Here is a 23,683-nt window from a genome sequence, read left to right as displayed (position 1 = left end):
CTTTAGCTCCTTCGCTAGAAGTGACGTGCCACAGTTCTGTCGCCCTGCGGGACAGGTGTCATATCCTGGCCAGAAATTCCAACCCACGTCTCGACCGGGGGGCCATCAGTTGGCATGAGGTGGCCCTCATGCCCAACCATCGATTCCTCGCCGGCCGGGGCCATACCAAAGGCCCGTCGGACAGCGCGCTCGGCGTCCACGAGCCGGTCGGCGTGCGTGACCGCGCCCACGGACGTCTCGGATATGTCGACAAGATCGAGGTCCACATCGGCGTCCGACAGGGCCTTAAGGAACGTGCAGAAGATTTCCGGGGACGAGCGCATACCCAGCCCAGTGATGGACACCCGGCCCACCTCGCTGTCGTGCTGCAAACCCTGAAAACCAATTGTTCCCTTTTCGGCATCCAACACTGCAAGGGCGGTGCCTGCATGGGCAGCCGGCACGATTAGGGCTACGTCGGAACGCGTCGCGCCTGGGCCGGCCGTATTCTGGACAATTGCCTGGACGTGCGCTCCCGAACGCGAGAGGACCTTCAAGATGCGCGCCATGCTGTCCGGCCGGTCCGGAATTCCAACAACAGTAATTTTCGAAGTCGAGTTGACCCCGGCCACTCCGGTCACCTCCGGTTGCTCCCTTGCGGGCTGGAGGAGTGGATGACGGTCAAGGCCAGGCAAGATCAGCGTCCCTGCCTCCGGCACGAAGGAGGACCTCACATGGATCGGAATGGCGAACCGGCGGGCATATTCAACACACCGCAGGTGCAGTACCTTGCATCCGGAGGCCGCGAACTCAAGCATTTCCTCGCTCGAGAGGACATCGATCTTTCGCGCTGTCGGGACAACCCGCGGGTCCGCGGTGTAGACGCCGTCGACGTCCGTATATATTTCGCAAATATCGGCCCCGAGTGCTGCGGCCAGCGCGACCGCGGTGAGATCCGAGCCGCCGCGACCGAGGGTGGTGACCTTATTCCGCTTCTGCGTCCTGCCCTGGAATCCTGCAACGATGGGCACTTCGCCACGGGCCAAACTACTGCGAACGCGGTCCGGCCTGACATCCGTAATGTGTGCCTTGCCGTGGATGCTGTCGGTGATGAAACCGGCCGCGCTGCCAGTGAACGTGCGGGGCAGCTGGCCAAGATCCGCCAGTGCGATCGCCAAGAGTGCCGAGGACACAAGTTCACCAATGCTCAGAAGGGCGTCGAGGTCCACCGGAAGCGGCCGAGCGGAAACCTCAGCAGCGAGGTCGCAGAGTTCATCTGTGGTGTCCCCCATGGCGGAAACCACCGCCACGACCCGATATCCGTTGGTCCGCGTTTTGGCTATCCGCTCGGCCGCCCGGAGGATACCCGCGGCATCCGCCAGGGATGAACCCCCAAACTTTTGTACAATGACGCTGCCCGGGCGCATCGCCCGGTCGGTGTCCGCTAGATCACTTTCGTTAAGTGCAGTTGCCTTGCGGGTACCCATTTCTCTCCCCGAAATCTACTTCGATTGTTGCAAGCGGTGCTGGCCACTTTGAGCCGGCTTTGCCATCTTTTCGGATGCTCAAACGGTTGATCCCAAGATGACCGGCTCTCCGGTCACAGACACTGCGGCTGCAGCGAGAATATCGAGTCCTTTCTGCAGATCTTCGGGGCTGATAGTCAGCGCGGGCATCGCCTTGACCACCTCACCTTCCGGACCGGAAGTTTCCACGAGCAGGCCCCGGGCGAACGATTCAGCCGCAATCTTCGCCGCCGTCTGAGGGTCGGGGTAGTAGACACCCGCGAGCAGTCCCCGGCCACGGACCGTGGCGCCCTCGACACCCGCTGCGATCTGTGTAAGCCCCTCGTGCAGCTGCGAGATGCGCCCCGCGACGTTCGACTCGAATTTGTCGTCCTGCCAGTAGTGTTCCAGGGCAGCCGTGCCGGTGACGAAGGCCGGGTTGTGCCCCCGGAATGTTCCGTTGTGCTCGCCGGGCTTCCAGATGTCCAACTCGGGTTTGAACAGAGTCAGCGCCAAAGGCAGTCCAAAGCCCGAGATGGACTTCGACAGGCAGACGATGTCAGGAGTGATGCCCGCTTCCTCAAAACTGAAAAATGTCCCGGTGCGTCCGCATCCGGCCTGAACATCATCAACGATGAGCAGGATGCCATGTTGGCGGCACAGCTCCGCAAGGCCTCGTAACCAGGACGCCCGAGCGGCCCTGAGCCCACCCTCGCCCTGGACAGTTTCCACGATCACCGCAGCGGGCTTATCGATGCCTGAGCCCCCGTCCTCCAAGGCTTGCCGCAGCCACAGGAAGTCCGGTACCTGGCCGTTGAAAAAGCCGTCATAGGGCATACTCGATGTGTTCGTCAGCGGAACGCCGGCCCCTTGCCGTTTCATGGAATTGCCCGTAACGGACAGTGATCCCAAGGTCATCCCGTGAAATGCGTTGGTGAAGCTCAGGACATGCGGCCTGCCGGTAACCTTCCGGGCGAGCTTCAGGGCGGCCTCCACGGAGTTTGTTCCCGTCGGACCGGGGAACATGACCTTGTAGTCCAAATTCCGCGGTTTGAGGATCAACTCCCGGAAGGTTTCCAGGAAGCGCCGCTTGGCAGGCGTCTTCATATCGAGCGAGTGAATGATTGAGCCCGAGAGAAGATAGTCCACGAGTGGCCGCAACAGCACCGGGTTATTGTGCCCGTAGTTAAGTGCTCCGGCACCGGAAAAGAAATCCAGATACTCCCTGCCGTCTTCGCTGTAGAGGCTGCTGCCGGCCGCACGTTCGAACACGGTGTCCCAACTGCGGCAGTAGCTGCGGACCTCAGACTCCAAACTTTCGAAGATGTCCATCTGTCGATGCCCCCCGTACTTCTCACTGGCGAAGTTTCCCGAGCGTAAACACCGCCCAGGCCTTCCGGTTGACGGGCACGGAAAGGAAGCAGTGCAGCATCTGTGGCGCACTGACCGTTGCTTCGCGAGGCCCGTATTTACCCACGTATCGAGGTTTTCTCTACGTGAACTGGGCAGGTCACTTGCGCCCGCCCGAATGCTTATCCGTTTCTTATCGTAAACTCAGCAAACTCACAGCACCTGAGTAGCGGGTACCTGTTTTTTCCTCTTAAACGGCTGATTAACTACCCGATTCAGTGCAGGTTCAACACTTCTGGCGGCCCCTGGGTACTTGGACAAAAACGCGGCGCCCGGGCATCCGTTGGACATGGACGCCGGCGGCCTCAACACCCGACTTGCCGGCGGCCTGGACGCTCGACTTGACGGCGCATGGACGGCGCATGGACGGCGCTTAGCCGGCGTTGCCCATCGCGTAGGCCACGGTGGCGTAGGCCAGGGCGCCCGACATTTCCTGGAGCAGTTCCTGGTTGGTGTTGGCGATGGTGTCGCAGGCCTGGTGGTAGCAGGGATCAAGGACCTTGCCGGCCGCCCCGCCAAAGGATTGCGCCTGGGCCTGGGTTTTCCTCTCCACATCGCCGGTAAACAATCCGCCGCCGGGAATGCCGGCCGAGAGGAAGGCGTCGTAGTCGGAGCCGCCGTCAAAGGGCGTAGTCTCGGCAGCCAGGGCGTTTTCCTGGAAGTAGCGGAACAGGATGTCCTCGATCGCCTTGGACCCGGCCGGGCCGGCGTCGCCGAAATCCGATCCGTCCCCGTCGTGCACGGACCGCACGCCGTTGGGCGAGGCAGCCATGTCCACGTTCAGGTTCGCCGCGGTCTGGCCGGTCTCGGCCTGGCTGAGTTCGTCGACGTAGTGCTGGGACCCGTACAGCCCGTCCTCTTCCCCGCCCCAGAAAGCGAACCGGACCCGGTTGACCGGCTTGATCCCGGCCTCCTTCATCCACCGCGCTGTCTCCAGGACCGCCGCCACCCCGCTGGCGTTGTCGTTGATGCCCGGCCCCTCCTGCACGGAGTCCAGGTGCGCGCCCACCACCACGGTGTGCCCGGCATCGCCGCCGGTGTCGGCCAGGATGTTGAAGGACTCCACCCGCGACTTGCCTCGGCCATCACGCCGGAAGGAAAAGGTCTGTCGCACCGGTTCATACCCGGCGGCGCGCAGCTGCTCCTCGACGTAGCGGGCCGATTCCTCGTATCCTGAGGTCCCGGCGGCCCGGTTTCCGCCACTGGCATCGGCCACCCGCTGCGGCGCCTGCATGTGCCCCACCATGTCCCGGGACTTGAACTCCTCCAGCACGGTGCGCGCGTCCACAGTACTCACAGGATCCAACCGCGACGCGGTACATCCCGAGAGCAGGAGACTGATCACCACCAAGACGGCCGCGGCCGCCGCGCTTCCCCGTCTGTGCCCTCGAGTACCCGTCACCGTACGAACATACTTCGTCAGGTGTCGAGGAGGAAGGGTCCGGCTAGTGCGAGCTGGCCGGGACGGGTGAGACGGCGGTGGCGGCGTCGGAGAAGGCCAGCCGGGGCACCAGCATCAACGCGGCAGCCGCGGCAAGCCCGGTAACCCCGCAAATGGTCCATACCGTGAGGTACCCGGTGAGCGGCGCCGCGGTTTGCCCGGAGTCCCCCGCCCCGGCCCCGGCGTCGGCCAGGACGTGGCTGAGCAGGGCGATACCGAACACCGCGGACGCGAAGGCCCCGCCGATGGTCTTGGTGGTGTTGGTCAGGCCCGTGGCCATCGCGGTGCGGTTGAGGGGTGCCGCCGCGGCGGCCGCCGACGGCAGCGCCGCTACGAGGGCACCGGAGCCGACGCCTGCGATAGCCATGTTCGCCAGCGTTTCGGCGAGGCTGCCATGGAACGGCAGGAACAGCAGGTAGCCAAGGCCCACCAGCGCCGCGGCGCCCACGAGCGTCCAGCGCGGCGTGAGCCGTCGGGTCACCACCGGGTACAGCAGCGCGCCGACGAGCAGCGCCAGCACGTAGACGCCGATGATGATTGAGACCTGCCCGGCGCGCAGGCCCAGGCCGTAGCCGTGCAGCGCGGGGTCGGTCCGGGCGAAGGTGGACAGCGGGGCCTGTGCGCCCAGGACCGAGACGCCAAAGAGCCCGGCCGTCAGCTGGACCGGCCACATGGACTTGCCCCGCAGCATCCGGATATCCACGAGGGGATCTGCCTCGCGCAGCTCGAACCGCGCGAACGGGATGAACACCAGAATCCCGGCTCCCACCAGCGCCCACGGCCACCACGCGCCGGCTCCGTTGAGGCGCATGAAGGTCAGCCCCGAAGTGATGAGCAGCAGTCCGACGGCGAGCAGCGCGAAGCCGCGGGTGTCCACCCGTCCGCCGCTGCGCTCACGGGACTCCGGCACGCCAAACCGGATGACGAACCAGCACGCGGACACGGCCGCCGCGGGGACCAGGAGCACGAGCTGCAGCTGCCCGGCGAACATTTCCACCAGCGCGCCGGCCGCGAGCGCGCCGGCGATGACACCAGTCTCCAGCGCCCCGACCAGTACACCGGCCGCGCGCCGGGTGCGGGCGGCGCCGTCAGGCAGCTGATGGACGCGACTGAAGATCAGGGCGATTTCGAGCGGCAGCCAGACCACGTAGAAGCCCTGGAATGACCAAGCGGCCAGGAAGGTCCAGAAGTCCGGGGCAAGCGCGACGCCCCAGGAGGCCGCGGCGGTGACCAACGTGGAAGCCAGCAGGATCTTCCGGTGCCCGTACATGTCCCCCAACTTGGCCAGCACCGGCACGGCGAGGGCACTGACCATGAGCTGCGCGGCCTCAAACCAGTTGACGTCGGCGTCGTGGATCCCCAGATGCCGGGCGATATCGGTGAGGATGGGCGTGTAATAGCCCTGCAGGATTCCGCTGGTGAGCTCCACCAGACACAGAAAAGCTACGACACGTCGCATGGGGGCCTTTCGGGCGGGCGGGCACCTCACGGCCAGCCGATTGATTGCATCCTAGGCCCACGTTCCCCTGCACACGGGAAACTCGGCCGCACCGGTGCGGGAATATTCGTCCGTGGCGGACGTTATACCGCTCGATAGATGCAAATGCATGTATATCGGTTATAGTAGAAGCAGATCCCGGATCACCCCGGCCACGGAAAGGCACGCAATGCAGATCGGCGTATTCAGCGTCAGCGACATCACCACCGACCCCACCACGGGCCGCACCCCGACGGAGCACGAGCGCATCAAGGCGTCCGTGGCGATCGCCAAGAAGGTCGAAGAGATCGGCATGGATGTCTTCGCCCTCGGCGAGCACCATAACCGGCCGTTCTTCTCGTCCTCCCCCACCACCACACTCGCGTACATCGCGGCCCAGACCGAGCGCATCATCCTGTCCACGGCCACCACGCTGATCACCACCAATGACCCGGTGAAGATCGCCGAGGACTTCGCGATGCTCCAGCACCTCGCGGACGGACGCGTGGACCTGGTCCTGGGCCGGGGCAACACCGCCCCCGTCTACCCCTGGTTCGGCAAGAACATCCAGGACGGGATCGAACTCGCAATCGAAAACTACTCCCTGCTGCGCCGCCTCTGGGACGAGGACACCGTCAACTGGTCCGGCAAGCACCGCACCCCGCTGCAGAACTTCACCTCCACCCCCCGTCCGCTCGACGGCGTGGCCCCCTTCGTGTGGCACGGCTCGATCCGCACGCCGCAGATCGCCGAGGTGGCGGCGTACTACGGTGACGGTTTCTTCGCCAACAACATCTTCTGGCCCAAGGAGCATTACCAGCAGCTGATCGGCCTCTACCGCGAACGCTACGAGCACTACGGCCACGGCAAGGCGGACCAGGCGATTGTGGGCCTGGGCGGCCAGTTCTTCATGCGGAAGAACTCCCAGGACGCTGTCAAGGAGTTCCGCCCCTACTTCGACAACGCCCCGGTCTACGGCCACGGCCCCTCGCTGGAGGACTTCACGTCCCAGACGCCGCTGACGGTCGGCAGCCCGCAGGAAGTGATCGAAAAGACCCTGACGTTCCGGGAGTACTTCGGCGACTACCAGCGCCAGCTTTTCCTGATCGATCACGCCGGCCTGCCGCTGAAGACCGTCCTGGAACAGCTGGATCTGTTCGGCGAAGAAGTACTGCCGGTGCTGCGCAAGGAATATGCCGCGCTCAAGCCCGCACATGTCCCGGAACCGCCGACACACGCCGGCCGGGTGGCCGCCGCGCTGGCGGCGGGCACCGTCGACGCCGCCGCGGCAGAGACCACCATCAAGGGCTCATGATGCCCGCCAAGAGCACAGAATCGCCGGTACGCCTGGCCGCGGAAACCTGGGAATCCCTGTTCCGGGCCCAGGTGGCGGTGATGCGCAAGCTGCAGGCGGCGCCGGCGTTCAAAGCCCTGGCGCTCAATGAGTACGACGTCCTGTTCACGCTCTCGCGCTGCCCCTCCGGGTGGCTGCGCCTGAACGAGCTCAACGACAACGTCCTGCTGAGCCAGTCCAGCCTGAGCCGGTTGGTGGAGCGGCTCGAAAAGCGCGGGCTCGTCGAACGGACACCGGCCCCCCAGGACGGCCGCGGGATCCTCATCCGGCTCACCGATGCCGGACGGGACCTGCAAAAGCAGATCGGCCGGGAACACGTGCGCGACATCGCCGCACTCGTGGGCCCGGCTCTCTCCGCCGCCGAACAGCAGGAGCTGTTGCGGCTTACAGAGAAGCTCCGCGCCTCGGTCGCCCTGCGCTAGCACCCTGCGTTAAGACCCTGCGGCTGCGTACTGGATGGCGCCGCCTACTGGATGGCGACGAGCTTCGCCGGGTCCTCCAGCGGCAGCTCGTCGACGACGGCGGTGACGCTGAGTTCCTTCAGGGACAGGCTGCCGCCCACGGTGGACAGGAAGGCGGTGTCCGAGGAATCGCGCCCGGCCGTGATCCGGAGCATGCTTTCCCGCGGCGCCAGCCCGGTCGGATCGATGACGTGCCAGGCGCCGTTGATGTGCGCTTCGGCCACGGCGTGGAAGTCCATCGGGATCAGTCCAGGGGCATAGACAGCGGCCAGCCGGGCCGGGACGTTCTTGGAACGCAGCAGGGCGATGGCGAGGTGGGCAAAGTCCCGGCAGACGCCGCGGCGGTGCAGCAGGGTTTCGACGGCGCCGTCGGTCCCCCGCGAGGATCCGCTGACGTAGCGCAGCTCGTTGAAGACCCAGTTGCGGATGGCGTGGAGCAGCTCTTCGCCCTGGAGCCCGCCGAATTCGGCATAAGCAGTCGGCAGCAGCCGGTCCGACTCCGCGTAGCGGCTGGGCCGGACATAGCGGATCAGTTCCATGAGCCCGGGTTCCTCGGGCACGGCGAAGCCGGTGACGGTGGCCGAATACTCAACCAGCACGTCGGTGGGTTCGGCGAATTCCATGTAGTGGAAGCGCCCGCCGTGATGGTCAGAGAGTTCGGTCAGCGGCACGTCCTCGCCTCTCGCGGTGACCGTGAGCGACTCGTCGAAAGAGCCGTACCCGGCGTTCCGGGCCACGGCCACGGCGAGAGCCACCTTGGTCTCGGCGACGGTCTTGAAGGCCAGGCGTGCGGCTACGGCGCGTTCCATGTATCTCTGTCTCCGGGATGTGGGATGTGAGGTGGGTGCAGTGGGAAGCCGCCGCCAACGGACCGGGGATGTGCGGGTGGGCGGGACTAGTTTTTGATCTTCAGAGACATTAGCATCCGCTGAACGTTGGCAAATTCGGACCTATCGTTGACGTATTTGGCCGCCTGGTCGAGAGTGTCGAAAGACTTTGCTGGGGCGACCTTCTGATCCGGCGCCAACGTCTTCAACACCGTCAGGTCCCCAAACGAATAGTCCCCCTTGCCGGCCGGGCCACGGACCACATTCTGCAACGCGCAACTCTTGCCGCCGGCGCCGCCCACCACGTTGGTGATGCCGTAGGAGCCGAAGTACTTGTAGCCCTGGATGACCCGGAACACCACGTGCGGGTCAATGGTTCCCTCGCCGCCGGCGTGCGGCAGGTCCACAGGCACGCTGCTGACCACGACGTAGTTCCGGGCGGCGCGGTCCGCGCAGGCCGGCGCAGGCCGCGGGGGGAGACCTGTCTGCAAGGTGGCCAGGTAAGCACCTTTGGCGTCCTTGACGGTGATTTTCAGCGCCCCCGGCAGCGCTCCCGGGTCGGGAGCAACGGACTGGGCAATCCAGTCCTGCGGCACCTCAAAGCTGACGGTCTTTGCCGGATCGGTAAAGACTTTCCAGGCCGCCGCGCTCGAGCCAGGGGCGGCGGAAGCGCTGGCCGACGATGCCGGCGCGGGGCCGGCAGTCGACGTCGCACTCTCCGTCGCGCCGCTGCCTGCAGTCCAGACCGGCGTCCCCTTGCCGTCGCTGCTGCAGCCCGTAAGGGCTGCCGCCGCGACCGCGAGCGCCGCGCCGGTGCGCAGCACAGCGCTCCGATTCCCGGCGGTGTGTGATCCTCCGAAACGCGCCGTCCCAGTCATGGTGCCAGCGTAGCCGGGGCGCCGCATGACTCAGAGCTCCCGCATCAGTGTTTCGTAGAAACGGACCCCTTGGTCCAGCGTCTCCAGGGAAATTTTCTCGTCCACGGCGTGGATGGTTCCACGGGCCCGGACGTCCATGAAGAACGGCGCGAAGCGGTACACGGCACCGCAGATCCCGGTGAAGCGGCGCGAGTCCGTGCCGCCCATCATGATGTAAGGGGTAATGATCGCCTCGGGGAAGACCTGCCCGATGCACTCCGCCAGCAGATCCCATTGGGCCCCGGAGGACGGGGAGACCGGGGACGGGTCGTTGCCCTCCACGACGCGCAGTTCGACTTTCGGGTCGCGGATGATTGTCCGCAGTCGTGCGACGGTGCCCTCGACGGTCTCCCCCACCGCCACCCTGATGTTGGCGTTCGCTTTGGCCGTGGCGGCGAGGACGTTCGCCCCGGAGCTGCCTTCGAGGGTGGTGATGGCCACGGTGGTTCGGGTCATCGCGTTGGTCTCGTTGCCGAGCCGGGCAAAGAGCCAGGTGATCGGCGCCCGGAGCAGTGCCACGTTGGCGAATACGGCCCGCAGCGGCGGCGGCATATGCGGGCCGAAGCGGCGCAGCATCTCCGCGGTCACCTCCGGCAGCGACTGCGGGAACGGGTGGCGTTCGATCCGCGTGACGGCGCGGGCGAGCCGTGCCGTCGCCCCCATCCGCGGCGGCGTGGAGGCGTGTCCCCCCGGGTCCCGGGTCAGCATCTCCACGTCCAGGATGCCCTTTTCGGCCACGCCGACGACGGCGGCCGGCCGACTCACCCCCGGAAAGGCACCGCCCGCGACGGCACCGCCCTCATCCAGCACGAGCCAGGGCTTCACCCCGCGGGCGGCCAACAGATCTGCGGCAGCCGCCGCGCTGTTGCCGGCTGTCTCCTCGTTGTTGCCGAACGAGAAGTAGAGGTCATGCGCCGGCGCGTACCCCGCCCGGAGCAGGCTCTCGGCCGCCTCCAGGATGGCCACGAGCTGGCCCTTGTCATCGAGTGTCCCGCGGCCCCACAGGAAGGTACCGTCGTTGTGGCCGGAGAACGGCGCCTGCGTCCACTCCCCTGCGTCGCCCGCCGGGACGACGTCGTAGTGCGCCATCAGCACCGACGCGCGCTGCGCGGCCGCTGGGTCCTCCGCCAAGGCGCGGCCGGGCCAGCGGTACAGGAGGGCGTGGCCGTTGACGCGCTCCAGGTCCAGGCCAGCATGGACCGCCGGATACAGCCGGGGCAGCGCCGCGATGAAGGCCTCGAACTCGGCTGGCTCCGCTCCGGCCTGCGCCCGGGAGGACCCCTCGGCTCGGAATGACACGGTCCGGTAGGTCACGAGCTCCGCCAGCGACGCCGCGGCGTGCCCGGAGCCGCCGGGTGTTTCGCCCGCACTGCCCGGAGTCTCGCCCGCGCCGCCCGGAGTCTCGCCTGCGCCGCCCGGTGTGTCCACCGGACTCTTGAGGGTGCTGCCGGCGGCCGGGTTCTGCAGGGGGTTGCGCATGGGCGAAAGTCTACGGCTGGATGGCTCGCCGGAACGGGTTATTCGGCGCGCGGGTCCGGCCCGGAATGCGGGGCACAATTTCGGCGCACAAATTTCGGCCTCGCGAAAGCGGATACGCTGGGGGCATGGCCGAACATGACTTTGACGGAACGCACTTTGGGGAACAGGGGGACGTGGCAGGCATGTCGGCGCTCGATATCGCGGACTGGCGGCTGCGGACCTTTGCCCTCTATGCCACCACGCGGAAGATTGCCGCGGACAGCCCGGCGGAAGCCCATTCCTACTGGCGCCAGGAGCGGGACCGCATGTTCGGCACGCACCCGGCCTCGGCGCTGACGGCCGAGGCCAAGGCCAGCTTCGGCGGCCTGAAGACGGCGGACTATGATCCGATCTACCGTTTCCACGTCCCGCTGACCCTCGAGGGCGCCGGCCGGGAGATGAATGTGGAGACCGGGACTGACGGCCTGGTCCGGTTCGTGCGGCTGGGCACCTTCGACCTTCCCGAGATGGGGCAGCTCGCAGTCTGGAAGCTCAGGGGCTACGGTGGCGGCATCTTCGTGCCGTTCCGCGACGCCACCGCGGGCCAGCCCGGCGGCAGCTACGGCGCGGGACGCTACCTCCTGGACACCATCAAGGGGGCTTTCCACGGCGTGCGGGGCTCCGGGCCCCAGGCCGAATTCGTCCTGGACTTCAATTTCGCCTACAACCCCTCCTGCGCCTACAACGAAGCCTGGGCATGTCCCCTTGCCGGCCCGGCGAACCGGCTGGCCGTGGACATCCCCGTAGGCGAGCTGTACTGAGCGGATGGCGTCCCAGCTCGAACAGCAGGCTCCCGCCCCCGCCGTCGTCCGCGGGCAGACCGCCCGCCGCCACCGCGGAGTCCTTCGCTACCCGGTGGTCCGCCAGCTCGTCCGCTTCACCGGCGTCGGGATTGTCTGTACCCTGACTTCCCTTGGCTTGTACGCCCTTTCCCGGCCCTGGCTCGGGGCCCAGCCGGCCAACGCGGCGGCCCTGATCCTGACGTCATTGATGAATACCGCCCTCAACCGGCGCCTGACGTTCAAGATCACAGAGCGCCGCCGGATGAAGCGTGACCACCTCAACGGCCTGATCGTGATCCTCGTCGCGCTTCTGATCACCGGCGGCAGCTTGGCCGTCCTGCACTGGGTCAATCCCGGCGCCACCGTGGCCGAGGAGCTGTGGACCACCACCCTCTCCGGCTTCGCCGCCACCGCCGTGCGGTTCTCGATGCTTCGGCACTGGATCTTCCGGCGCGCCCGCCACCGCTAGGTCTGACCCCCGCCTCGCCTGCCCTACTGCCAGCTAGTTGGGCCGAAGTGCCCGGACCCCGGCGACGGCAACGCCCACGGCGGCTGCGGCCTGGCGGAGCTCGTCCGCGGTCACGGTCGAGTCGAAGCTGAACCGCACCGCCGTCTGGGCGACCTCGGGCTCGATGCCCATGGCCAGCAGCACGGGCGACGGCGCATCCGAGCCCGCCGCGCACGCGGACCCGCTGGAGCACACCACGCCTTGGCGGTCGAGTTCCAGCAGCACGGACTCGCCGCTGGTGCCCGGGAAGCAGAAGGAGGCCACCGAGGGCAGCCGCTCGGTGGGGTGGCCGGTGAGCAGCGCGCCGGGAACACCGGCAAGCACGGCGTCGATGAACCCGTCCCGGAGGGCTGCGATGCGTCCGGCCGGTTCCCGGGGCAGCGTCAGGGCCGTCGCCAGCGCCACGGCCCCGGCGACGTTTTCGGTGCCCGAACGGCGGCCGCGTTCCTGCCCGCCGCCATGGACCAGCGGCTCAACCCGGACCCGCCCGCGCACAAACAACGCACCGCTGCCTTTGGGCGCGCCCAGCTTGTGGCCGGAAATGCTCAGCGCGTCCACGCCCAGTGCGCCGGTGTCCAGCGGCAGCCAGCCGGCGGCCTGGACGGCATCGGTGTGGAACGGAACGCCCTGGGCGCGGGCCAGCGCCGCGAGCCGGGCAATGGGCTGGACCGTGCCGACCTCGTTGTTGGCGTACATGATGCTGACCAGGGCCGTCCCGGGGTGCAGCACCGCGGCAAGGGCCTCTTCCGTCACCTGCCCGAAGCGGTCCACGGGAATCACGTCGACCGCGAAGCCGTGGACCCGTTCGAGGTACCTGGCGGATTCTTCCACCGCGGGATGTTCGACGGCGCTGATCGCCACCCGGTCGAGGCGCGGATCGGCGGCGCGCCGGGCCAGGGCGATGCCCTTGACGGCGAGGTTGTCCGCTTCGGTGCCGCCGGAGGTGAAGACGACTTCCCCGGGGCGGCAGCCCAGGGCCCTGGCGGTTGCGGCGCGGGCCCCGGCGAGCGCCGTGGCGGCCGCCTCACCCAGGGAATGGTGGCTTGACGGGTTGCCGAACTCGCCCGCGAGGTATGGCCACATGGCCTCCAGCACCTCGCGGCGGACCGGGGTGGTGGCCGCTGCGTCGAGGAAGATCACGGTGCGCCTCAGCCGTCCGTCTGTTCCGGGGCAAGAACCGGCTCAACGGCCAGTTCTATGTCCAGGCCAAGGTCCAGGGCCGTGACGCTGTGCGTCAGGCCGCCGATCGAGATGACGTCCACGCCCGTGGCCGCGATGTCCGCCACGGTGGCGAGATTGACGTTGCCGCTGGCTTCGACCCGGGCCCGGTCGCCCACCAGCGCGACGCCGGCCGCCAGCTCGGCCACGGAGAAGTTGTCCAGCATGATGGTGTCCACCCCGGCCGCAAGTACGGGCTCGATCTGCTCCATGGTGTCCACTTCCACCTCGAAGTGGGTGGTGTGGCCAAGCTGGGCCTTGGCGCCGCGCAGCACCGCGGTGAGCTTCGCCGGATCGCCGCCGGTGAGGACGGCCAGGTGGTTGTCCTTGGCCAGGACGGCGTCGGAGAGGCTGAAGCGGTGGTTGGCGCCGCCGCCGCAGCGTACTGCATAGCGTTCCAGCACCCGCAGCCCCGGCGTGGTCTTGCGGGTATCGGTGATCCGCGCCCCGGTGCCGTCCACGAGCGCCACGAACTCGGCCGTCATGGTGGCGATGGCGCTCATCCGCTGGACCAGGTTCAGTCCGACGCGTTCGGCCAGCAGCACGGCGCGGGCGTTCCCGGTCACGCGGGCCAGGGCGGTTCCGGCCGCGAAGGCCTCGCCGTCCTTGACCAGCAGTTCGACGACGGCGTCCGGGTCGGTCAGCTTCATCGCGGCGGCGAAGACTTCCCCGCCGCTCAGGACGCCGGGGACGCGGGCATTGAGCACCGCAGTCGCTCGCGCCTGCGCGGGGATAAGCACCTGCGAGGTGATGTCCCCGTACGGGGCGTCCTCCTGCAGCGCCGTGCGGAGGACGGCCAGTACGGCGGCCTCGGGCAGGCTCCCGGCGAGCGCCGCGGTGCGGGAGGGCACGGTTTCCGGGGCAGCGGTTGCGTGGGCAGTGGTGGTCACGAGGAAATCCTTTGCATGGAATGGGTGAGTACTGAGGCGTCGTCCGTGTCTGCCCGGTAGTGGGCGCCGACGGAGTGCGTGCGCTGCCGGGCCGCCGCCACGAGGAGTTCCGCGGCCAGCAGCAGGTTCCGGTCCTCATGGGCATCCTGGCCGAGACAGGCGCCGTGCCCGGCACTGCGCCCGGCGCGGACTCCGGTTTCAAGGTCGGCGGGTTCAAAATCGGCGGCGGCAAGGTCTGCGGCCCACTGCGCCAGCTGGGCCGCGGCGGCGTCGAGGTCGGCGCCCGTGCGTGTGACTCCCGCTGCCGCGGTCATGAGCCTCCCCAGGGCCGCGCGGCAGAACGGAACCTCTGCGGCACCGGTCTTTGGCGTAACAGCCGCCGCGGGCGGCAAATGTCTGTTCAGTTGGAGGTCCTCGCGTGCCGGCGGGAGCCAGGCCGTTTCCGGCACGGGTGCGCGCAGGAAGTCCTCCACCGCACGGCGGCCGAACACGAGGCCCTCCAGCAGCGAGTTGCTCGCCAGCCGGTTTGCCCCCTGCGCCCCCGTGCGGGCGACCTCGCCGGCGGCATACAGGCCGGGAACGGACGTGCGGCCCCTCAGGTCGGTGCTCACGCCGCCCATCCAATAGTGGGCGGCCGGGGACACAGGTACGGTCTCCGTGGTCCAGTCGTAGCCGGCGGCGAGGGTGGCGGCCGTGATGGTCGGGAACCGCCGGGCCAGGAAGCCCGCGCCCCGGTCTGCCTCGATGCCACGCGCGTCCAGGTAGACCGGGCTGTCCGGCGCGGCCCCGGTTGCCGCCAGGTGGAGGGCGATGCTGCGGGAGACGACGTCGCGGGGGGCCAGCTCGGCATCGGGGTGGTAGTCGGGCATGAAGCGGTACCCCGCGGAGTCCAGCAGCACTGCCCCCTCGCCACGGACCGCTTCGGAGATGAGCAGGGCCGGCGGGCCGCCCGGGATCTCCTGGGCGGCAAGGGTGGTGGGGTGGAACTGGAAGAACTCGAGGTCCCGCACCGCGGCGCCGGCACGCCAGGCCAGGGCCAGCCCGTCGGCGGTGGCGACGGAGGGATTGCTGGTGCGGGCAAACAGCCGCCCGGCACCGCCGGTGGCGAGCAGGACGGCGTCGGCAGCCAACCGCTGGGGCCGGCCGCCGGCCAGGTAGGCCACGCCGGTGACCCGGGCCGGCGTCGGGGGCGTGCTGCCGGGCTGTGACGGTGCATTCGACAGAGATTCGGACAGGACTTCCGGTTCGGTCAGGAGTTCGGTGACGAACGCGCTGGTTTCCACCCGGAGCCGGCCGTGGACAGCACGATCCAGGACGGCGCGTTCCAGAACGGCGGCGACGAGCCCGCGGGCGATGCAGGCGCCCGTCGCGTCACCGCCGGCGTGCAGGATCCTCGGCGCCGAGTGTGCCGCTTCCAGGCCCAGGGCCGGTCCGCCGTCGGAACCCACGTCGAAATGCACGCCATAGCGGCCCAGGCCAGCGATGTCCCGGACGGCCTCGGTGCACAGGACACGGACCGCCTCGGCGTCGTTCAGCCCGGCACCGGCGGCGAGCGTGTCCGCGATGTGCGCTGCCACGGAGTCCCCGGGCGCGGCATCCTCCGGGGCCAGCACGGCGGAGATGCCGCCCTGGGCGTAGTAGGTGTTGCTCTGCTCCAGCGTCCCCTTGCTCAGGAGGACCACCTCGATGTCACGCCCGCTGCCGGTGGCGGCGTCGGTCGCGAGCAGCGCGGCGTAGAGCCCCGCAACCCCGCTGCCGACAATCACGAGCCGCCTGGTCACGGCCGCGCCGCCAGCATGCGTTCCAGCGCCACCTTGGCCGGCGCGGCGACGTCCTCGTCCACGGTGATGCGGTTGAGCACCTCGCCGCGCACGAGCGCTTCCAGGACCCAGGCAAGGTAGCCGGGGTGGATGCGGTACATGGTGGAGCACGGGCAGATCACCGGGTCCAGGCAGAAGATGGTGTGCTGCGGGTATTCCGCGGCGAGACGGTTCACCATGTTGATCTCGGTGCCGATCGCAAACGTGGTGGGTTCGGTGGCCGCGGCGATGGCCTTCTTGATGAAGTCGGTGGACCCGGCGGAATCGGCGGCGTCCACCACCTCCATGGGGCATTCCGGGTGCACGATCACCTGCACGCCGGGGAACTCGGCGCGGGCCTTCTCGATCTGGCCCACGTTGAAGCGCTTGTGGACCGAGCAGAAGCCGTGCCAGAGGATCACCCGGGAATCGAGCAGGGCCTGTTCATCATTGCCGCCGAGGTCCTTGCGCGGGTTCCACATCGGCATCTGCTCCAGCGGCACCCCCATGGCCTTGGCGGTGTTGCGGCCCAGGTGCTGGTCCGGGAAGAACAGCACGCGCTGGCCGCGCTCAAACGCCCACTCCAGCACGGTCGCGGCGTTCGAGGAGGTGCAGACGATCCCGCCGTGCTCGCCGCAGAAGCCCTTGAGGGCTGCGGAGGAGTTCATGTAGGTGACGGGGATGACCGGGACCCGGCCCTCGGCGTCGGGCTCCGTGCCGAAGACGTCCTCAAGCTGTTCCCAGCACTCGGTAACCGAGTCGATGTCCGCCATGTCCGCCATGGAGCAGCCCGCGGCGAGGTTGGGCAGGATCACAGCCTGGTCCGGCCGGGACAGGATGTCCGCCGTCTCGGCCATGAAGTGCACGCCGCAGAAGATGATCGCTTCGGCGTCCGGCCGGGTCAGGGCCGCATTGGCGAGCTGGAAGGAATCGCCCACGAAGTCGGCATATTCGATCACTTCGTCGCGCTGGTAGAAGTGCCCCAACACGACGGCGCGGTCCCCCAGCGCCGCTTTGGCGGCGCGGATCCGGGCGTCGAGTTCGGCGTCGCTGGCGAGCTTGTACTCTTCCGGGAGCTGCCCCTGCCGGGGAGTCGAGGCCGGGGCGGCGTCGGTGGAGGAGGCGCCCGGTCCGTAGGCGGGCACTCCGGCGAGGGCCTCGGCGAGGTCGTAGTCCCAGGGCCCCTGGGCCAGCGCGGGGCTGCAGGTGGAGGCGGCCGCGCCCCCCGTCATGGTGGTGGCCTGCTCGCGCGTGATCAGCTGGATTGCCGTGTTGACGCTGCTCATGGTGTGCTCCTGTTGTCTGGGTCAAGGCCTGGGCGGCCGGTAAAGCGGTAGAGGCGGGGCGGGCGGTGCTTGCCGCCCTGCAGGTAGTGATCGGTTTCTTCGATTTCCGGCGTGGCCTTGACCTGCCGGCGGAAGTTGGCGGGATCGAGTTCGCGGTCCAGGACGGCCTCGTAGACTTCCCGGACCTGGGCAAGGGTGAAGTACTCGCCCAGCAGGTGGTAGGCGATGGATCCGTAGGCCATCTTGTTGCGCAGCCGCCACAGGGCGTAGTCGATGATCGCGTTGTGGTCGAAGGCCAGCTCGCCGAGCCGGTCGGCGCGGAACCAGCGGACGTTCTCCGATTCGTCCGCGAGCGCGGCCTCCGTCGGCTGGACGAGCGCCCAGTACACAATCGAGACGACGCGCTGGGTGGGCGAGCGGTGCAGCCCGCCAAAGGCGTAGAGCTGTTCGAGGTAGTTCGGGGCCAGTCCCGTGGTTTCGCGCAGGTTCCGCGAGGCGGCGTCCTGGAGTGACTCGGAGTGCGTGAGTGGGCCGCCGGGCAGGGCCCAGAGGCCCTTGAACGGCTCGCGGATCCGGCGCACCAGCGGGATCCACAGCGTGGGCCGTCCGGACTTCTCGCTGGGGCGCAGCGCAAAGATCACAGTGGAGATGGCCAACGACGGCGGAGCGGTCTGGCGCTCCGAGACGTTGGCTGCTGTGGTGTAAACGGTGATCCACCCGCCCTCTTGGGTCCCGGGCGGGTCCTGCGATGGACTGCCCGGACGGATCCGGCCCGACCGCCGGATTAGTTATAGTCAAATTGACTAGAACTAATGATACGGCCGCGCCGGCCGGGCGCAAAATGTTTCAGGTCACCATGGGCGGACCATGGGCGGACCATGGGCGGACCAGGGCGGCCCCGGGGGTTCGGTCCGGGCTTGTCCGCGGGTACCGGCAACGGTATTAATCGGGGCTATGGACATCGAGGCTGGGGACATCGGGGCTATGGACGCAGAAGCAGTCAGGGCCCGCTACGCGGGAGCGGCCCGGGCATTCCTGGAGCTCGCCGAACAGGTCCCGCGCCCGGCGTGGTCGCGGCCGGCACTGGGCGAATGGGATGTCCGGGCACTGACCGGCCACACGAGCCGCGCCCTGACAACCGTGGAGACCTACCTCGCCACCCCGGCCACCGGGGAGCGGGTGGTCGGTCCGGTGGAATACTTCCTGGCCGTCCGGGGCGCCACCTCGCCGGATGCGATCGCGCGGCGAGGCAAGGAAACCGGGGAAGCCCTGGGCGGGGACCCGGCCGCAGCGGTGCGGGAGCTTGTCCAACGCGTCACGGCCCTCGTCCGGAACACGCCGGACGATGCCCTGGTGGCCACCCCCGCCGGGGTAATGACGCTCATCGACTACCTGCCGACCCGGACCTTCGAGCTGGCCGTGCACACCCTGGACCTGGCGCGCGCCCTGCAGCTCCCGCCGCCCGCCTCGCTGGCCCCGGCGGTTGCGGCCTCCCTGGAGCTCGCCGGAGCCATCGGCTCCCGCTTGCCGTCCGCCGGCGAATTGCTGCTCTTGCTCACCGGCCGGACCGGCCTGCCCGGAAACCTGAGCGTCGTCTAGCTCACAGCCCCGTGGGCCGGCCGCCGAGCCGGCAGGCCGGCCACCCGCCTGGCCTGTCACTTGCTCGTGGCCGCGGCTTCGAGCAGCGGCAGGGTGCGGCCCTGGAAGTGGGTATTGAGCACGATCACGGAGGACGAGCGCAGGACCGACCTGGTCGCAATCATGGCATCGAGGACACGCTGGAGGTCCGAATTGGAGCGCGCGGCTATCCGGGCCATAAGGTCCGAGCTCCCCGAGACGGTGTGGATCTCAATCAGTTCGGGGATCCGCGACAGGGCCTCCACGACGGCGTCGTGCCCGAGGTCCTGGTTGATCGTGAGGGAACAGAACGCCACCACGGGAAATCCGAAGTGCGCCGGATCGGGCTGCGGCACCCACGAGCCGATCACACCGGCGTCCTGCATCCGGTCCAGGCGCGACTGCACCGTGGCGCGGGCAATCTTCAGCACCCGGGAAGCCTCCAGGACCGAGGCCCTGGGGGAATCCGTGAAAAATCGGACAATCTTTGCATCCAGCGGATCAACGTCCATGGATTTTTCCTTCCCAAGCGGGCCCGGCCCAAACAAACCGCCGCCGATGCCCCGAATCAGTTAGCAAACTGCCACTATGCTCTCACGCCTGCGGAGCCCCGGCGGCCCATAGCGCCCGGCCAAAGACGGTAAATTCAATAGGTCCCATAAGGACTCACAGATCCAAACCACACGAAGGTTCGCCAGTATGACAACGAAGTCCATAGCGAAGTTGCCCACCGCCCTCCCGGCCCCGAAATTGGGGCACAGCATGAAGCCGCGCCAGCTGACCATGATGGGATTGGGCAGCGCGATCGGCGCCGGCCTGTTCCTCGGCTCAGGGGCCGGAATCCAGGCGGCGGGACCCGCCGTATTGATCTCCTACCTCGTCGCCGGAACCCTGATCATCCTGGTCATGTGGGCGCTCGGGGAGATGGCCGCCGCCAACCCCAACAGCGGCGCCTTCTCCGTCTACGCGCAAAAGGCGATGGGCAAGACCGCGGGTGCGACCGTCGGCTGGCTCTGGTGGCTGCAGCTCGTGGTGGTCATCGCGGCCGAGGCCCTGGGTGCGGCTGCGCTCCTGTTCACCGTGTGGCCGGTGATCCCCGTCTGGGCACTGTCACTGATCTTCATGGCCCTGTTCACGGCGGTCAACCTGGCCGGCGTGAAGAACTTCGGCGAATTCGAGTTCTGGTTCGCCATCCTCAAGGTCGCCGCCATCGTGCTGTTCCTGGCCATCGGCGCGGCCCTGCTGCTGGGCTGGCTGCCGAACGTCCCGTCCCCCGGGCTCAGCAACTTCACCTCCGACTTCGCCCCGGCAGGCCTGGGCGGCATCGCCACCGCACTGTTCGTGGTGACCTTCGCTTTCGGCGGCACGGAGATTGTCAGCGTGGCCGCGGCTGAGACGGAGAACCCGGAGCGCAGCGTCGCCCAAGCGATCCGCACCGTGGTGTGGCGGATCCTTGCGTTCTACATTGGCTCGGTGTTCGTCATCGCAGCAGTCCTCCCCTCAACCTCGGCGGCCTTGAAGTCCCCGTTCGCCGGCGTCCTCGACGTCGCCCGCATCCCGGGCGCCGGTGCCGCGATCACCCTGGTGGCCGTCGTCGCGCTTCTCTCCGCGCTGAACGCCAACCTGTACGGCGCCTCCCGGATGGTCTTCTCGCTGTCGGAACGTGGCGAAGCGCCGCGCTTCCTCTCGAAGGTCAACAAGGCACGCGTCCCCGTGGTGGCCGTGGGCGTCTCGGTGGCCTTCGGCTTCCTGGCCGCCGTGCTGGAACTGCTCTTCCCCGACCAGATTCTCCCGGCACTGTTCCAGCTCGTCGGATCGACGTGCCTCGTGGTCTGGGGCACGGCCCTCGTGTCCCAGCTGATCCTGCGGCGCCGGGCCGACCGTGACGGCACCGCGCTGCCGCTGCGGATGAAGGGCTTCCCCGGGCTGACGATCTTCGGACTCGTGCTCCTGGCGCTCATCTTCGCCGTCGGCTTCAGCAGCCCGGAAACCAGCACGCAGCTCTTCAGCACCCTGGCGCTGGTGGCCGGCATCGCCGCGGCGTGCTGGATCGGTGCCCGGATCACCCGCAACCGCAGCGCCGGCGCAGAGGCCGACCAGCCGGCCAGCCGGCCAGCCGTCTAACCGACTAAGGGACCAGCCGGGACGCTAGACAAATTGCCAAGCGTCCCGGCGCCACGGCCGGCAGAAGTGTGCAGTCTGGGCACCCCAACCTAGGCTGATTGCCTACCCCGCCGCCGGTGACTAGGGTCACAGGCATGGACACACTTCTCCCCGTGGCTTCCGGCGGCGCTGCCGGGCCGCTCACTGCCGACGAGCTCCGAGAGCTCTATTCGCTGATGGTGGCCGTCCGGCACCTCGACACCTCGGCCATCGCCTGGCAACGCCAAGGCATCATCCCCGGTTACGCCCCCGAGCTCGGCCAGGAGGCAGCCCAGGTGGGCAGCGGCTACGCCGTGGACACCACCCGTGACTTCGTCTTCCCCACCTACCGCGAGATGGGTGTCGCCCGGACCATGGGGGTGGACATGGTGGCTTATATGTCAACTCACAAGGCCACGTGGCACGGCGGCCTGTACAACCCGATGGAATCCCGGCTGGCCCCGATCCAGGCGGTCGTCGCCGGTTCCGTGCTGCACGCCGTCGGCTGGGCCCACGGCCAGACTCTCGACAGCCAAGACGGCGTCGCCCTGACCTACTTCGGCGACGGCGCCTCCTCCCAGGGCGATGTGCACGAGGCAATGAACTTCGCCGCCGTGATGAAGGCGCCCGTGGTGTTCTTCGTCCAGAACAACGGCTGGGCCATCTCGGTCCCCACCGAACGGCAGGTGGCCGGCGGCTCCGTCGCAGCCCGTGCCGCGGGCTACGGGATCCCGGCGCTGAAGATCGACGGCGACGACGTCGTCGCGGTTCTCGAGGCGACCCGCCGCGCCTTCGCACATGCCCGTTCCGGCAACGGCCCGGTGCTCATCGAGGCCATGACCTACCGCCGCGGCCCGCACTCCACCTCCGATGATCCGGGCCGCTACCGCTCCCTCGACGAGGAACGCGACGAATCCGGCATCGACCCGCTCGAGCGGCTCCGGCAGCGGCTACTGGCCGATGGAATCGCGGACGAGGCGTTCTTCGCCGAGGCGCTGGCCGCGGCCAAGGCCGAAGAGGAGCAGATCCGCACCGGCATCCAGGCCCTCGGCTCCCGTCCCGGAACTGAAATGTTTGACCTGGTCTTCCAGGAAACCACCCCGGCCCTGCAGGCCCAGGCCGCCAACTGGCGCGAGGAGTCCGAACATGTCTAACTCGATTCTCGAAAACGTAGACGCCGCAGGCGACAACACTGCCGACGACACTGTCACCAACACGGCCGCAGACAGCCCCGCATCAACCACCGTGATGTCGATGCAGCAGGCGCTTAACCGCGCCCTCGACGAGGTCCTCGCGGAGAACCCCAAGGCCGTCATTTTCGGCGAGGACTGCGGCCGGCTCGGCGGCGTCTTCCGCATCACCGACGGGCTGCAGGCCAAGCACGGCCCGCAGCGGGTCTTCGACACCCCGCTGGCGGAATCTGGCATCCTCGGCATGTCGGTGGGCCTGGCGATGGCCGGGTTCCACCCCATTCCCGAGGTCCAGTTCGACGGCTTCGCCTACCCGGCCATCAACCAGATCGTCTGCCAGATCGCCCGGATGAACTACCGCAGCCGGGGCACCATGCCGATGCCCATCACCCTGCGCGTGCCCAGCTTCGGCGGCATCCGCGCCCCCGAACACCACGGGGAAAGCCTCGAGGCGCTCTTCGCCCACGTGCCCGGGCTCAAGGTGGTCTCGCCGTCGAACCCGCACGAGGCCTACCACCTGCTCAAGTACGCCGCCACGCGGCCGGACCCGGTGATCTTCATGGAGCCGAAGTCGCGGTACTGGCAGAAGGGCGAGGTAGACGTCTCCAGACACGATGCAGCCGGCTCCCCCACCGGCGCCAAGGTGATGCGCGAAGGCCGCCACCTCACGCTGGTCGCATGGGGCGCCATGGTCTCCCGCTGCCTGCAGGTGGCCGAGCTCGCGGCCGAGGACGGGATCGACATCGAGGTCCTGGACCTGCGCTGGCTCAAGCCGATCGACGCCGAGGCGCTGGCCGCCTCCGTGCGCAAGACGCGCCGCGCCGTTGTCGTCCACGAAGCGCCGCTGACCTCCGGCCTCGGCGCCGAAGTGGCGCAGCTGATCACGCAGAGCTGCTTTGACACCCTCAAGGCACCGGTGGAGCGCGTCACCGGCTTCGACGTCCCGTACCCCTCGGGCGATCTGGAAGATGAATACATCCCGAACATTGACCGGATCCTCTTCGGCATCCAGCGAGTATTGGAGTACAAACGTGGCTGAAATTTCCTTCCCCCTTCCCGATCTCGGCGAGGGCCTGATCGAGGCAACCGTGCTCGAATGGCTGGTTTCACCGGGCGAGCAGGTTGAGCGCAACCAGCCGCTCGTGGAGGTCGAGACCACCAAGTCGGCCGTTGAATTGCCCAGCCCGCAGGCAGGTAAGGTAGTGCGTATCTACGGCGGGCCCGGTGACAAGATCAATGTCGGCGAGCCCCTGATTGTGTTTGAGGTGCCGGACAACACCGCCGGCATCGTGGGCACGGTCCCGAAGGAAGAGGCACCAAAGCGCCGGGTCCGCCTGAGCGCCGTACTTGATGAGGACTGAG

Annotated in this window: 22 protein-coding genes; 9 read left to right on the top strand and 13 right to left on the bottom strand. The window is 68.0% G+C overall.

What is annotated here, in order from left to right; genetic code table 11:
• Window positions 1-14: 14 nt before the first annotated feature.
• From BLS42_RS12235 to BLS42_RS12220, 4 genes are all read right to left on the bottom strand, one after another.
• The gene (locus BLS42_RS12235) at window positions 15-1,466 is read right to left on the bottom strand and encodes an aspartate kinase (RefSeq protein WP_176803372.1); all 1,452 of its coding nucleotides are present in this window, start codon (window positions 1,464-1,466) and stop codon (window positions 15-17) included.
• Window positions 1,467-1,544: 78 nt separating this feature from the next.
• Window positions 1,545-2,816, bottom strand: coding sequence for a diaminobutyrate--2-oxoglutarate transaminase (gene ectB / locus BLS42_RS12230; protein WP_090581518.1), 1,272 nt, complete (start codon window positions 2,814-2,816; stop codon window positions 1,545-1,547).
• 451 nt (window positions 2,817-3,267) lie between these two features.
• A complete protein-coding gene (locus BLS42_RS12225) occupies window positions 3,268-4,191 on the bottom strand; it encodes a M20/M25/M40 family metallo-hydrolase (protein WP_256336438.1) in 924 nt (307 codons plus the stop codon).
• Between the two features lie 148 nt (window positions 4,192-4,339).
• The gene (locus tag BLS42_RS12220) at window positions 4,340-5,794 is read right to left on the bottom strand and encodes an MFS transporter (protein ID WP_090581514.1); all 1,455 of its coding nucleotides are present in this window, start codon (window positions 5,792-5,794) and stop codon (window positions 4,340-4,342) included.
• 208 nt (window positions 5,795-6,002) lie between these two features.
• Here BLS42_RS12220 and BLS42_RS12215 point away from each other — a divergent pair, with 208 nt between their 5' ends.
• Together BLS42_RS12215 and BLS42_RS12210 are read left to right on the top strand one after the other, a co-directional pair.
• Entirely contained in the window at window positions 6,003-7,127 is a 1,125-nt protein-coding gene (locus BLS42_RS12215) for an LLM class flavin-dependent oxidoreductase (protein ID WP_090581512.1), read from the top strand.
• Window positions 7,127-7,588 carry a MarR family winged helix-turn-helix transcriptional regulator gene (locus tag BLS42_RS12210; RefSeq protein WP_090581510.1) on the top strand — a complete coding sequence of 154 codons (462 nt, stop codon included), beginning with the start codon at window positions 7,127-7,129 and terminating at the stop codon, window positions 7,586-7,588. Before BLS42_RS12215 ends, BLS42_RS12210 begins: the two co-directional genes overlap by 1 nt.
• Window positions 7,589-7,632: 44 nt before the next feature.
• Here the strand turns inward: BLS42_RS12210 and BLS42_RS12205 are convergent, their stop codons facing one another.
• From BLS42_RS12205 to BLS42_RS12195, 3 genes are all read right to left on the bottom strand, one after another.
• Window positions 7,633-8,436, bottom strand: coding sequence for a transglutaminase-like domain-containing protein (locus BLS42_RS12205; protein WP_090581508.1), 804 nt, complete (start codon window positions 8,434-8,436; stop codon window positions 7,633-7,635).
• 86 nt (window positions 8,437-8,522) lie between these two features.
• Window positions 8,523-9,332 (bottom strand): hypothetical protein, encoded by an 810-nt coding sequence (locus BLS42_RS12200; protein WP_090581672.1) that lies wholly within the window; start codon window positions 9,330-9,332, stop codon window positions 8,523-8,525.
• 30 nt (window positions 9,333-9,362) lie between these two features.
• Window positions 9,363-10,850 carry a M20/M25/M40 family metallo-hydrolase gene (locus tag BLS42_RS12195; protein WP_090581506.1) on the bottom strand — a complete coding sequence of 496 codons (1,488 nt, stop codon included), beginning with the start codon at window positions 10,848-10,850 and terminating at the stop codon, window positions 9,363-9,365.
• Window positions 10,851-10,975: 125 nt separating this feature from the next.
• Here BLS42_RS12195 and BLS42_RS12190 point away from each other — a divergent pair, with 125 nt between their 5' ends.
• Together BLS42_RS12190 and BLS42_RS12185 are read left to right on the top strand one after the other, a co-directional pair.
• Entirely contained in the window at window positions 10,976-11,650 is a 675-nt protein-coding gene (locus tag BLS42_RS12190) for a DUF1684 domain-containing protein (protein WP_090581504.1), read from the top strand.
• A gap of 4 nt (window positions 11,651-11,654) precedes the next feature.
• A complete protein-coding gene (locus tag BLS42_RS12185) occupies window positions 11,655-12,140 on the top strand; it encodes a GtrA family protein (protein ID WP_090581502.1) in 486 nt (161 codons plus the stop codon).
• A gap of 33 nt (window positions 12,141-12,173) precedes the next feature.
• On the opposite strand, the gene BLS42_RS12180 is transcribed toward BLS42_RS12185, so the two are convergent.
• From BLS42_RS12180 to BLS42_RS12160, 5 genes are read right to left on the bottom strand one after another with little or no spacing between them, the layout of a single operon-like run.
• Window positions 12,174-13,319, bottom strand: coding sequence for a cysteine desulfurase family protein (locus BLS42_RS12180; protein ID WP_090581500.1), 1,146 nt, complete (start codon window positions 13,317-13,319; stop codon window positions 12,174-12,176).
• A gap of 8 nt (window positions 13,320-13,327) precedes the next feature.
• On the bottom strand, window positions 13,328-14,248 hold the full coding sequence (gene nadC, locus BLS42_RS12175) for a carboxylating nicotinate-nucleotide diphosphorylase (protein ID WP_090581670.1): 921 nt from the start codon (window positions 14,246-14,248) through the stop codon (window positions 13,328-13,330).
• A gap of 35 nt (window positions 14,249-14,283) precedes the next feature.
• Window positions 14,284-16,068: an L-aspartate oxidase gene (nadB, locus tag BLS42_RS12170; RefSeq protein WP_090581498.1), complete on the bottom strand. Its 1,785-nt coding sequence runs from the start codon at window positions 16,066-16,068 to the stop codon at window positions 14,284-14,286.
• Complete coding sequence (nadA, locus tag BLS42_RS12165; RefSeq protein WP_090581496.1) at window positions 16,065-17,372, bottom strand: quinolinate synthase NadA; 1,308 nt, start codon at window positions 17,370-17,372, stop codon at window positions 16,065-16,067. The genes nadB and nadA overlap by 4 nt, the downstream gene beginning before the upstream one ends.
• A complete protein-coding gene (locus BLS42_RS12160; RefSeq protein ID WP_090581494.1) occupies window positions 17,369-18,085 on the bottom strand; it encodes an NUDIX hydrolase in 717 nt (238 codons plus the stop codon). The genes nadA and BLS42_RS12160 overlap by 4 nt, the downstream gene beginning before the upstream one ends.
• Before the next feature lie 271 nt (window positions 18,086-18,356).
• Between BLS42_RS12160 and BLS42_RS12155 the strand changes: the two genes are divergently transcribed.
• Window positions 18,357-18,971 (top strand): maleylpyruvate isomerase N-terminal domain-containing protein, encoded by a 615-nt coding sequence (locus tag BLS42_RS12155; protein WP_090581668.1) that lies wholly within the window; start codon window positions 18,357-18,359, stop codon window positions 18,969-18,971.
• A 56-nt stretch (window positions 18,972-19,027) separates the two neighbouring features.
• Here BLS42_RS12155 and BLS42_RS12150 read toward each other — a convergent pair whose 3' ends face one another.
• Window positions 19,028-19,501 carry an Lrp/AsnC family transcriptional regulator gene (locus BLS42_RS12150; RefSeq protein WP_090581492.1) on the bottom strand — a complete coding sequence of 158 codons (474 nt, stop codon included), beginning with the start codon at window positions 19,499-19,501 and terminating at the stop codon, window positions 19,028-19,030.
• Window positions 19,502-19,688: 187 nt separating this feature from the next.
• On the opposite strand from BLS42_RS12150, the gene BLS42_RS12145 reads away from it, so the two are divergent.
• The 4 genes from BLS42_RS12145 to BLS42_RS12130 all read left to right on the top strand — a co-directional run bounded on the left by BLS42_RS12145 (window position 19,689) and on the right by BLS42_RS12130 (window position 23,682).
• Window positions 19,689-21,113: an amino acid permease gene (locus BLS42_RS12145; protein ID WP_090581490.1), complete on the top strand. Its 1,425-nt coding sequence runs from the start codon at window positions 19,689-19,691 to the stop codon at window positions 21,111-21,113.
• A gap of 134 nt (window positions 21,114-21,247) precedes the next feature.
• Window positions 21,248-22,285, top strand: coding sequence for a thiamine pyrophosphate-dependent enzyme (locus tag BLS42_RS12140; RefSeq protein ID WP_090581489.1), 1,038 nt, complete (start codon window positions 21,248-21,250; stop codon window positions 22,283-22,285).
• Window positions 22,278-23,360: an alpha-ketoacid dehydrogenase subunit beta gene (locus BLS42_RS12135; protein WP_090581487.1), complete on the top strand. Its 1,083-nt coding sequence runs from the start codon at window positions 22,278-22,280 to the stop codon at window positions 23,358-23,360. The genes BLS42_RS12140 and BLS42_RS12135 overlap by 8 nt, the downstream gene beginning before the upstream one ends.
• The gene (locus tag BLS42_RS12130) at window positions 23,353-23,682 is read left to right on the top strand and encodes a biotin/lipoyl-containing protein (protein ID WP_018775751.1); all 330 of its coding nucleotides are present in this window, start codon (window positions 23,353-23,355) and stop codon (window positions 23,680-23,682) included. The genes BLS42_RS12135 and BLS42_RS12130 overlap by 8 nt, the downstream gene beginning before the upstream one ends.
• The last annotated feature ends 1 nt before the right edge of the window (window position 23,683 follow it).

Origin of the sequence: Arthrobacter sp. ov407 (genome assembly GCF_900102895.1) — a bacterium.
Classification (GTDB): domain Bacteria; phylum Actinomycetota; class Actinomycetes; order Actinomycetales; family Micrococcaceae; genus Arthrobacter.
Note: the sequence above shows the minus strand (reverse complement) of the source record. Positions and strands in the feature narration are given on the sequence as shown.